Genomic DNA, 11,949 nt, shown 5'->3' with positions numbered 1-11,949 from the left:
TGATTCCGTTATCGCCAGGGTATGGGGAATTGTGAATTACCTTTAGCTCCTGAATGTCCTTCGGAATGCCATTAGGGAACGCTATACATGTCATAGTTCCTAGCTCACTTCTGTTCAAATACTTGCAAAAGGTACATGGCAAAGTGATATCCATCTAATCCCGCCTATTTGTAGATTTCCAATTTCCTGTATACATGCTGTCTGTACAAAAATCCGTATGAATTACCAGCCTTCACATTTGTAACCACCATACTGCTCATACCATTCCCAGATCTTCGGATCAATTGGAACACCCGTGATTTTTGCTGTGAAAACTTCAGGTATCAGCTCAATTGGAAACCATTTCGTAGCATACTGACCTAGGTTGTTAGCAATATAATTTGTCTCCGAAGGTTTAAGAATTGTCTGGTCTCCATAAGCATCCGGATCAAGGGATGAGTATTTATAAAACAAACTTGCCCCTACATGGTTGTAATGCAACCAATGGCCTATCTCGTGTATAATCGTCCGCAGTCTGTTCGGTGATGATTTCTGCCCGGAGTCATATTCCATCTGCGTAATCTCACTTGCATGCTCAAAATTGTAGCTTTTACTTACAACAACCTCTTCTGTAGGTGGGTTAAAATAACCATTGGCGCCGTTACCGTTCTTAATGTTGATGTTTAGTGGATGCTTCTTAATCATGCCAGCGAACCCGCCGCACGAATTGAGCAGCAGTGCTAATGCCTCCGTTACATAATTGGCTGCTTTGACATTTGTACCAAAATCACAGTTGACCCCCAGATTTTTCGCCCATTCCTCGGCGTCAGCCACCTTATTAAAGGGACTCCACACTACTGGAAGTTGAATATCCCCGGGTGTGGGATAGGGCACGGTACTATCTACAGGTTCTGCTGGCGGATCTGGATAATGTCCCAAATCAGTTGTTCCTGTGAGTTGGAGAGTGATATTCGGCTCTGTAAGAAAGTGAAACAATAGCTCGACCTCTCTAGCTTTTCCATCCGCTGTGTTGTATTCAAAGTAAATCTCCGAACCAGCGGTCACCGGGTGTGCTACTTGCAAGTACAGTCCCTCTTCATAGCTCATACAGTGCAGCTTACTGCATATCACTTCACCGTCGATCATCAGATGCCAATAATCACGAAAGTCCAAGCTGTCTGATTTAAAAGAAAGAGCGTAAAACTCAAGATCATGTGACATATAAAAAGTATCCTTAATCCTACGCTCAACGTTTGCCTTTTCAGGTATAGTTATCTTCCTGCCTATAAAGCAGGGGCTTGTCTTAGTTGGGTAAAATGGCGGATCAAATCGGCCACCCACCACGTTTCTTGCAAACATCTAATTCCTCCCCTAGCCAGCCTGTACAAAGTGATGAATGCTAACGACTTATAACATTAATTACTATGGAATTGTGAAATATCTACACAATGATGAAAAGTTAGAATAAGTAGGTTTCAAAAGTATAGTTCTTGGGTAATAATGAACCAATAGTCGTAGTCCTCTAGAAGGATTGAGGACTTTGCTAAAGCATGGTACAATGCGATAAGTTGTTAAGAAATCTCTTTATATTTCATGCTTATATTTTCATGATGAGTAAGACGTAAATTATGACATACTTTTTTTAACAAATGTGATATACTTATTTAAGTGTGATTTTAAGCATGACAAAACTTCTGCATTTTAGCCATTGCACGCGATGCATGACATTTATTTAACCCAAGAGATATGGCTACCCCGCCTGGAGGTATGTCCATTCCTTCCTCTTTGTAGATCATGTATTCTACGATTTTTCTTTGTTGTGGAGAGAATTTTTGAATGTTCGCTTCATAGTCAGCACGAACAATGGATACTTCATACCCCGGCTCTTCCACTTTATAACAGAAATAATCTGCAGAACCACCTACTTCTTCGTCAGCTCCATCACAGAAATTCACAAGTGTAGAGGCTCTATTAATCTTACGATTGTTACGTCGTATGTGGTCTACCACAACGAATTTAACAATGGAATAGGCATAAGAGAAGAGATCTTTTTTTACAGCCCCCTTCTGGATTCCCTCCAGTACCTTCAAGACAGCTATACTTTTAACATCTTCTCTCTCATCACGGTTTACCTTATAAAGTAGCGTTTTAAAGATAGGTGTCATCATTCTTACATCAAAATCTGCTACAGTAATTTGTTGTATCATATCGAAAATTCCTCCGAATAAATGGGTAATATGTAACGTTAAGCCTTATACTATTGGTAGTCGTTCCATCTTGTAGAAAAGATGCAATTTTCTATCGAGGTTTTTTTGTCATTTTTACTTCTAAATTGTCAAACACCCAAATATTACTGCAGCGCAACAAACTACTGTTATCTGTGCATTGGTACAAATTACATTTTTGAACGAATGCAGTTCTGGAAAATAAAAAGGCCAGTCCAATTCACAAGGTTGGACTGGCCTTAGTTAAGTGATTTAAGAGATCATGAAGAGAAACATCGCCCTTCAGGAATATCAGCCTCTGTAATTAGATGGACTGTTCATTAACTATACTGCTTTTTTGCTTTTAACAATTCCCAGCTTCTTTAGCAGGCCATTCAGATAATTCGCACCCCGTGAAGAAAGAATACCTGCAGCTACTGTTGAGACAATACCCGCTGGTCCAGTCAATCCGAACGGATTCAATTCGAAGGCAAATGCTAGTGTAATACCAGCAAGAATAGAAGTAGCGTAAGTCGCCCTTCCCTGTAGCCTTTCCGAAAACAAACTCTTGAGGACCTCAGTTACCGCTTCTGTCAGGCCTGCCACCAAGAGCCATAGTCCAATGGCCGAGATCATGGATTCTGCTGTACTTACTTCCATTTTACTTCCCTACCTTCTGAATCATAATCGTATTCAAGAATGTTAATTCCGACACAGTGAGCGTTCCACTCTTCGCTTTGTCGATCCACTCTTGGCTCTCGAACTTGCCTGTGTTTTTCAAATCAGAAAGTGTTGACACCAACGTATCGGCTTGCCATTTAGATAGCTTCAACTCTTCCTCCTCCATTTCTTTATGTTCTTGTATTAGAGCATTCGCTAGCGTCGCTACTTTGGCATCAATACTGGACAATGTAGCCCTACCTGCAATTCCGTCTACAGCGATCCCCCTAGCCATTTGGAAACTTCGAACGGCTTGTTCGGTCTGAAATCCAAAATCACCATCAACCAGAAGCTTATAGCCTAGTTTGTTTAACTTGACCTGTAGCTTCATAACCTCCTCCCCCTTACTTCCACTTGAAAGAGTAGTTTCCGTAGGTGTCTCAACGCTATACTCAGGAACTCCTGTTCCTAAACAAGACTTGTACTCATCTGCAACATCTGCAATCAGGTTTTCCAACGTTTTACCAAGGTGCTGAAGTGCATTCCTTGGATCTGTCTTACGAGAAGGATCAAGCTGGTTATGTCCAATAATATCCTTAATTGGATTTAGCCCATATTTGTAACACAAATACGCCAGATACCAAACATAGCGTTTATATGACTCTTTGTTATTTATGGATCCTTTTTTGTAGGAATAACACAGCTCCACTCCAATTGCTGCGTCGTTCGCATCGACACCATATTTGATATTGTCACCTGTCACGTTGTAGCGGACATGCCATGCTTTCTCCGGTGTCTGTAAAGTTGCGGGAATACACTCGATAATCCGCTTGTCATCAATGAAGGTATGTGCAGATGCGCTGATCTCATGAGCTGAACGCTCGTAGTAGCCCACATTGCCTGAAGCAGTGCTCCCATCATTTCCTGTATCATGCGCTACGATAAAACGTACCTTGCTGAGCCTGATCCCTGGACGTCTTTTGGTTCCGGAAGTCAAAAAATCCTTCTCAATGATGTATTTCATCTGGAACATGCGTTAAGCCCCTTTTCTTAAAGATGTGTTCCACGCTCCAGAGCATGTTAAGAGGATTCTTCATCCCCCCACCCCCTATCCTTTCTAGTCTCATCCACTGAATATCTCGAAAGCTGCTCTACCAGATGCTCCACTTTGATATTTAAAAGCTTGTTCTCTGCCACTAGCTCCATATTTTCCTGCCGTAAGATAATGACCTCATGGCTGAGTCTGGCAATCTCTTCTTTGTTGATCTTCAATTCCTCGCGCAGCTCTGCGCGGAAGGTTTGTTCATCTTTGGACAGCAGTTCCCTGTCTGCCACCTTGTCTTTGCTCTTGCCGCTGATATATCCAATGCCTCCCGTAATGATGGATACTACCCCTCCCACGAGTGCAGTGATTACTCCTGCGTCCATAGCTTCACCGACCTTTCCTACGTCATAATGCAGTTAACAAGTCACATCACGTGTGACGTTGTTGGATAATGTTAAATGGAGAGGATGATGTGAGATGGAAAATCTATGGAGACATCATAGGTTACCTTTCTTGCGAGCTTTGCTGCACACAGGCTGCATACAGCTTGAACATAGCTCTTGTCTAGGAAGCGTCACCCTCTTGCCTCATCAATATAAGTTGCAAAAGTTAAAAAATAACCCCTACCAAGTATGGTAGGGGTTTAATCCATTACATAATGAAGCAGTAGCCATATTCCGCAACAACGTCAATGCCACACTCAATGCTACTGTGTTGCTTAACATCAGTTGAGCAAGGAATTTGCGACTTGTGACGCAGTGCAATTTGGCATACTAATACTGATTTTTCCCATACGTTAATGCTTGATGGGATTTCATTTATGTCCGCGCGCCTTACGGAGATGCTAGAATCGACGGTAGACTTTCTCCACACGCTGATGAGACTTTCCAGTAAAGACTTCTCCCAAACACTGATGGAGCCGTCTAGCACGGACTTATACCAAACATCAAGCGAACCTTCGAGACCGTCGTTGTCAATCCTGACACGCACGGAGAGGGTGCTTGGTAGGTCGCTCACTTGGTTGACTATAATCGAACCATTGATTTCGGAGTAGTCATTCCAACGAACTGCAAGGTGTGATCGCTGGTCATGCCTATCCCAACCCCTTACACCGATTGAAGAAGGCTTATTGTACTCACCCCACATTCTGATCGAGATAGAGCCATCAAGCCATGAGTAATCAGCGACCCTTGCCTTAATCATAACCAGCAGGTCGTCTTCTATCGTTTTGCGGTTCCTGATATTACTTGGCAGATCGTTTTCTCCCCACCCATGAACCGTAACGTCCCCTTTGAGTTCATCCTTACCTGCGGAACGCACTTCGATGGAGAAGGTGAGGTCTTTCCATCTCTCCACCCGAACACCGATACTCGAACCCAACCAACCGGAGCGAACGCCATATGAAGACTCAAGGTCTGACGTGCCCTTATTTCTAATGGCAATCAGAGAAACCTTATCGTAAATCTTGTTATTCGGAATAGTGATGCTGCTTGCTAGATAGCCCGACAAGATTTGAATATGAGAAGGAATGTCCTTCTTAGGCGGTACGTACAAGTTACTTTCCATGTCAGTGCTTGGTGGGACCACCAAGGACGATTCAAGAAACGCCCCCTCCCATCCCCTTACACTAATAGAAGAACCTAAATGCTTGGCGTAGAAAATATCCATGTAGCCTTCCATCCAGGACTTATGAATGGTCATGCTTCCTTCAAGGCTATCATGGTATTTAACGTAGCCCACTGCCGGCAGGTTGCTGCTGTCTATAGTTCTAACCTTAATGTTACCGGACAGATTAACCTTCTCGATAATCTCCAAGTGACCAGGGATAAAAGGAGTAGACACCACAAACAAAGATTCCAGGTCGAACTTCTCATCAACCTTAATTCCGATTGTTCCTACCGTATCAGGCCGGTTTACTGTCATTGTCCCAGAGATTTCAGGAATCGGAAAACCATTCCGCCTTACCACGATAAAGGACTGTAAGTCATTTCTGTAATTGACGCAGATGCTAAACGGAACTTCTGGTTTGTTGGCTACGATTGAACTATCCAAATCGAAAGGCTTGCCCCTGCGACTGACGCTGATGCTGCCCTCAATGCTGTTGTCCTTTTTACGACTTACCACAATCTTAGATACCATTGCGTACCTGTTCGCAGTAATGTAAGAAAACAAGTCACGCGGGTTATCTACAAAGATGCTCCCCTTAAAGTCTACTTTTCCTTGGAAAGAGCGAATGAATAGACTTGATATCAGATCAGAGTTGCGGTTTTGCTGCACCGTAATCTCAGATTCAATGGAAGCTCTGCCGAAGCTGAGGATTCGCGTGTCGTAGTAGGTAATCTCAAGCATAGGTCGGAAAGCCTTCTGCTCTTTCGTGAGGAACGAGTACAGTTGGTCTTCCCCTTCAGCTAGCGCCTTGAGGATGAAGCCGTAGTTCTGCTTTGCTCTGGTGTGCCACTTGGCAATAGTCTCTGTTACATCAAACTCCATGTAGCCTGAATCTGCCCTCACGTTCTCAGTCACAATGATACCATCATACGCTGAGGTAGGCTGGTCGTAACCGAATGGGAAGGGTTGGTTTTGCCATGTAACTCCGTACTCCGTCCAGTTCGCCGTAGGTTCGATGACCTGAACCTGTTTGGTCGTATCATACTGCCCGTCCAAGTAGACTTTCAGAACTGCTTTGGCTATGGTCGCATTCTCGTTAGGGATAGAAGCTGATAGCAGGTCGAAACCAACGTAACCTCTAAACCTCTCCCTTCCCCGTAAAGTGTAGCCCGCGACCATCTGTTCCTCTATACCAAAGTTCATTCTTGGTAATGACTCACGAACGAATGCGTCCTTATTAGGATATAGAATCGTTGTGTAAGTAGGAGGTTCGATAACGTTATACTTAGCCCTCATCCACGTGTAAGGAGTAATCCTAATGATCGACTTGAGGTCAGCCGTCTCCCTTACTGTTAAGCCTGATTCAAGCTCTCCCGTATACAATCCAGTGATGTTATACTTGGCAGCCGCCATTGCGTAAGGTGCTACACCAATCTTAGATTCCACATCGAACGTTGACGTGATTGTTAGTGACGAGTGCAGATTATATTCGCCGCCTGCTGTCACTCCATACCTGGCACGTACCATCGTTTCTGTTGCTACCGAAATTCTACTCGGTACATTCGAAGTGCTTGCAATTGTCAAGGACGAGCTGAGGTCCTTTATGCCGCCAGTAAGTACACCATACTTACCACGAACGTATGTGTTTGTGTTTACCTTTATATTGCAGATGAGCTGCCTTACAGCTTTAATGTCAACACCAGACTCCAAGTCTTTTACGACTATGGTCTGTACCTTGTACCGCCCTATAGCTATCCCTACTGAGTTGACTTTGATGTTACCTACAAGGTTACCCAAGCCCTTGACAGTAATGGATGATTCAAGGTAGTTGACAAGTAACCCCTCCACCCCATACTTTGCGACTGCTTTGGTATAAGGATGGATACCGATGCTCGCAGGTAGGATCCCTGATTGGTTTACCTTCAGGGATGAAGGTAAGTCAGCAAGGAAGAGTCTTTCAATACCGTATTTCCCCGTCAGCCTCGTATGTGGATTGACTGTAACACTACTATTAACATCATTGACCTGAGTTACATTGATAGCACCCGAAAGAGAGTCCCCACCCACCACAATAATTCTGTAGTTACTTCTAACATAAGTGTTTGGATTAATTGTGATGCTACCCTCAAAGCTGCTGTGCCGCCTTACTTCAATGTAAGACGCAAGTTCAGATTCGCGAGTAGTAGTGATATTGTAGTGACCAGTGACCTTACCACCAATTGCAACGTTCAGCCAGCTTGGGATGGAAGACCGCTCAGGCACTGTAATCCTAGCTGCGGTCTGATTCTTGTCATCGGTAATCAAATATCCATTAAGGTAGTTCTCCCCCACCTCATCCATTGATAAGGCACGGTTATAGACCCTGATTGCAGGTATAGCGCCACGAAACCAACCGGATGGATCGATATGATGCCTACCAATTATTAGATTTCTGCTTGGAAACACATTTTCTGAATCAACAGCCTTCGTGCGCCCCATTGGAGCACCATTCAAATAGGCATTTAAATACCCCGTTGTATCATCATAAGAGCCTGCGATGTGATACCATTGTAGACGGGGCAGAGTGCCAAGGTTGACTAACGCTGATTTAGTTTCTGTCTTAATATGAAGTTCCAGCTGCCCGAACTCATTGAACACAGCAGCGAAACCTTGATTATTTGCTAACTGCCCACCTGTTGAGAGTAATACATTACCACCAACATATAGGAACCACGCTTCAAATGTAACGCTTGCGGAGGGCTTCAATGAGGAAGCACCACCGCAATCTACATAGGTACTATATCCGTCAAAGTACAGTGCGTAAGGGTCAGCTTGGGTGTTGTTTCCCACCCAACCACTCTCAGGCTGAAATGAAAAACCGTCAAGTACTCCGTGATTACCTTTACCGCTCAAATCGTACCATTGAGAGGTTCTGGCATTGTTAGTGCCACACGATAGACCTTTATCGGCAAGTGAAGCGTGAAGGGAAAGGACTAGGCCTTTCATAGTCATTGTAACCACGCCCTATTCCATTGTATTGGAACGCCGTTATACTGGACTAGCTTTCGCTCTCAGGTCGAATGTGCCACCCGTTTTAACGGAGATATCTGAACTCAACCGGACGAAGAACTTCGCGGAACTTCCTTTGGAGAATGTGCCGCCGAAATTAATCTCATCCAGTGGGACAAAAGGAGACTCGGAAAGACTCAAGTCTACTGTCATTCCTTGCACCACGGTATTTAGATCGATGAAGACCTTCATGCTGTTGACGCTAAATTCTGCATTGTTCTGTAACCACACTGCCTTCGGGAGACCTGTCTGACTCGCCACTAATGTACCAAAATCAAGGTAGCGAAGAATATTTCCTTGAGGGTCTGTGTAGTATTTACCGAATTCGTTTCGGAATCCGAGAATCGGAGGATCAGGAATTAACAGATCACGAAGCGTTGGATACCCTGTGTTGTACTTCTCATCCAGCAGCCAGATGTTTGCCATGTCCCAGTTCTTATAAGTGGAAGGGTGCTTCATCTCCACTGTGCTCTTGCCAATACTACCTGTATTCGCACCTACCTTGCCCCCATTGATGGTCTTATCCCAGTAGTACTCAGTAGTGGCAGGAAGTTCACTATTGGTGTAGTTATAGCCATAGTAAGAGCTTACACTGCTTGTCCCATAAGCCTTGCAATAAGCTACAAAACGCTTGATTATGGAGCCCTGATTGCTCCTATTGAAATACCCTACTACCAATCCAATAATGGTGCCGTTCAATTCTGCGTTTGTAAAACAGTCTTCAATCAGAAATGTCGAACCTGCCTGAACAACCCCAACAAATCCACCCAAGTAACCTCCAGTATTCTCTGTCCTACCTGAGGCATAGCATCTGCGGATAATCGCGTTATTATAGATGTTCCCGACGAACGCGCCGACACAGTCGGAACTTGATGTGACGACATTGGCCGAGCAGTCTTCAATCACAGCGCCAGTAGTTAGATTTCCAACGAGCCCTCCGACATAAGTTCCAGACACTTTGCTGGCATTAAATGTATCAGAGTGGCAATTGCTAATCGTAGCGTTTGTAACGGAGCCGAAGACTGATGTGAACTGTCCACCTGAGATGTTACAATCTATAATATCCAGATTCTTAACCCAACCACTTGTAATGGCACCAAACAAGCTGACATGACTATCACCTAGACGGGAGATAAATAGATTAGCAATACTCCTGTTGCCGCCGTCGATGAATGCCTGGCAGTTGTTATCCTTGCCTACAAGAGCGAACCCGATGGGGTAAAACCCTTTACCCGTCTGATGGTCAATCATCTTAAGATCGTCCTCGAACCTGAAGTAGAACCCTTTTCTCCACCATCGAATTTGATTCAGCTCAAACTCGGTCGTGATAACGAAAGGCTCTGCCTGTGTACCTTTTCCGTGCTTGAAGTATACAAACTGTCTATGCTCAGGATATCCTTCGTTGTATTCTTCGTCGATGTACCAGTAAATATCGAAGTTCCAGTTCACATATGAAGATGCTTTTTTGGCATCTGCTGTCGAAAGGCCGATACCGACTGCGCTGTTACCGCACTTGGACTTCTCCATATCCCAATAATTATCATAATAGGAAATGTACTGATTAGAATCAGCAAGGCCTGCGAGACCACCAATATTGGCTTTATCCATAGCAAGCGTAATATCCTCAACTACACCAGTAGAGAAGCAATTAGCAAGGTAACTGCTTCCGGCGTAGCCGTATTGAAATTGTCCGATAATTCCGCCAGCAACGTTTCCGCTCGTTCTGACGTTACATTTGTAGCTATAGCAGAAGTTGATTACAACGCCGTTACCACTATACCTATTATCTGCCAGAGCATAACCAACAATACCACCAACTGTGCCTACGCCCGTCACTGACCCACCAATAACGTTACAGTTCTGAATCACAGGATTATACCCGCCGCCCATGAACGAGCCAACACGACTGCTTGAACATGTAATATTGGGGTCAACCAAACGAAGGTTTCTCACTGTTCCACCGTATACATACCCAAACAGTCCTGTGTACTGCACAGTAGAGTTGATGAACAGGCTCTTAATAGAGTAGCCGTTACCATCGTACTCCCCCATCCAACCTGCTGAAGTGGTACCAATTGGAACAAAACCTGCACCTGTCTGGAAGCTACCCATGACAATATCGCGGTCTTGTTTATACCATGCTCCAAGATTGTTACGAACCTTGTTAAGCTCTTGCTCGTTGGAAACGATGTACGGGGATGCTTGCGTACCACCGCCTCCAGAGAAGTGGTTAACGTAGATATACGTCTTACCACCCTTCTTCTCATAGTAAGGACGCTCCCCGCCAGTTTCTTCCTTGTCCTTAACAAACGTCAACTCAGCTACGCCGTCTTCGTCTGCGTCACTGACCACGTACACATCAGAATAGTCATCATAAGGCAGAACAATGGTACCGCTGATATTGGACGCTCCGTGAACATAAGCAAACTCACGCAAGAACGGAATCTCTGCCTTAGTCTCAGCTTCAAGGACGTGCTGCACTCGATCTCGGCCAAGGATTTCAATACCGTTCGGGTCTGCTGTGTCGAAGATGATTGTCTCAGCAAGCTTGTTTTCCTCAAATGCCACGGTGAGGTCTTGGTATTCACGAAGTGAACGCGCTTCAACTTCAGTAAGTTCTTGCGTTGCCGACTTCTCCACGAGATCTGCATACTCATCATAAATGTTAGCCCATCCGGCAGGAGTGAGGACTTCCACTGGATATGAGTAAAGCTTGAAGGTTGACTTATTCTTTCGCTTGTCCACTTCAATTGTATAGTTACGGATTACTGAATCAGCCAATTTAATTCACCTCCAACGTTCGGCTTGAGCGGTGCATCGTACTCGTATACATTCAAGCCATTCACTACGAACTTCAAATGACCCCACAATTCCTTGTCTGCTACTAAGCGAACCTTGAGTATTTGGTCATAGGAATGGGTAGGAATCATGCAGATGGCTCTTAAATGGAACATCACACCGTCAATCTCGAACATGGCCTTATATCCAAAGTTAAACTGGGTGATGGAGCTGCTGAAGTTACCGCCAGCTCCTATCGCCACCGAACTAAAGTTTGCCAGACCACTTGCTTGTGCGTCCTTATAAGTAATAACATCGCTATAACAATAACGAATATTTCCTGTTAGTCGAAATTCTGTTTCTGGTGTAGAGTACACCAAATCTACCATCTTGCCTGCCAATTTGAATGTCCCATCCGCTTCAGTAAAGAACTTCTGCCCCCTACCTACAAGCCCGAACCGCAATAGATTCTCGCGATTAATAGAATAGAAGCTGTTCTCTTGGTGTGTCAGGAAATCAAATTCGGCTAGGTGAGTACCGTCTATGTACTCACCTAACCAAATGAAGTCTTGTTGGGATACTGGTGAGTATCCGTTACATTGGCTAAACATTGGTTAGTCCCTCCAT

The 11,949-nt window shown here is 44.4% G+C and carries 8 protein-coding genes; all 8 read right to left on the bottom strand.

Going from position 1 to position 11,949, the window contains the following annotated elements:
• Positions 1–222: 222 nt before the first annotated feature.
• The 8 genes from D328_RS0106900 to D328_RS0106865 all read right to left on the bottom strand — a co-directional run bounded on the left by D328_RS0106900 (position 223) and on the right by D328_RS0106865 (position 11,933).
• Complete coding sequence (locus D328_RS0106900) at positions 223–1,338, bottom strand: hypothetical protein (protein WP_026281043.1); 1,116 nt, start codon at positions 1,336–1,338, stop codon at positions 223–225.
• Between the two features lie 317 nt (positions 1,339–1,655).
• Positions 1,656–2,186, bottom strand: coding sequence for an RNA polymerase sigma factor (locus tag D328_RS0106895; RefSeq protein WP_018884242.1), 531 nt, complete (start codon positions 2,184–2,186; stop codon positions 1,656–1,658).
• Between the two features lie 342 nt (positions 2,187–2,528).
• Positions 2,529–2,843 carry a hypothetical protein gene (locus D328_RS0106890; protein ID WP_018884241.1) on the bottom strand — a complete coding sequence of 105 codons (315 nt, stop codon included), beginning with the start codon at positions 2,841–2,843 and terminating at the stop codon, positions 2,529–2,531.
• 1 nt (position 2,844) lies between these two features.
• On the bottom strand, positions 2,845–3,867 hold the full coding sequence (locus tag D328_RS30615) for a peptidoglycan recognition protein family protein (protein WP_169445787.1): 1,023 nt from the start codon (positions 3,865–3,867) through the stop codon (positions 2,845–2,847).
• A 56-nt stretch (positions 3,868–3,923) separates the two neighbouring features.
• Positions 3,924–4,271: a hypothetical protein gene (locus tag D328_RS0106880; RefSeq protein ID WP_018884239.1), complete on the bottom strand. Its 348-nt coding sequence runs from the start codon at positions 4,269–4,271 to the stop codon at positions 3,924–3,926.
• 268 nt (positions 4,272–4,539) lie between these two features.
• A complete protein-coding gene (locus tag D328_RS0106875; RefSeq protein WP_018884238.1) occupies positions 4,540–8,487 on the bottom strand; it encodes a DNRLRE domain-containing protein in 3,948 nt (1,315 codons plus the stop codon).
• A gap of 36 nt (positions 8,488–8,523) precedes the next feature.
• Positions 8,524–11,325: a GLUG motif-containing protein gene (locus D328_RS0106870; RefSeq protein ID WP_018884237.1), complete on the bottom strand. Its 2,802-nt coding sequence runs from the start codon at positions 11,323–11,325 to the stop codon at positions 8,524–8,526.
• Entirely contained in the window at positions 11,310–11,933 is a 624-nt protein-coding gene (locus tag D328_RS0106865; protein ID WP_018884236.1) for a hypothetical protein, read from the bottom strand. Before D328_RS0106865 ends, D328_RS0106870 begins: the two co-directional genes overlap by 16 nt.
• Between the last annotated feature and the right edge of the window lie 16 nt (positions 11,934–11,949).

The sequence above is a fragment of the Paenibacillus massiliensis 2301065 = DSM 16942 genome, from assembly GCF_000377505.1.
Taxonomy (GTDB): Bacteria; Bacillota; Bacilli; order Paenibacillales; family Paenibacillaceae; genus Paenibacillus; species Paenibacillus massiliensis.
Note: the sequence above shows the minus strand (reverse complement) of the source record. Positions and strands in the feature narration are given on the sequence as shown.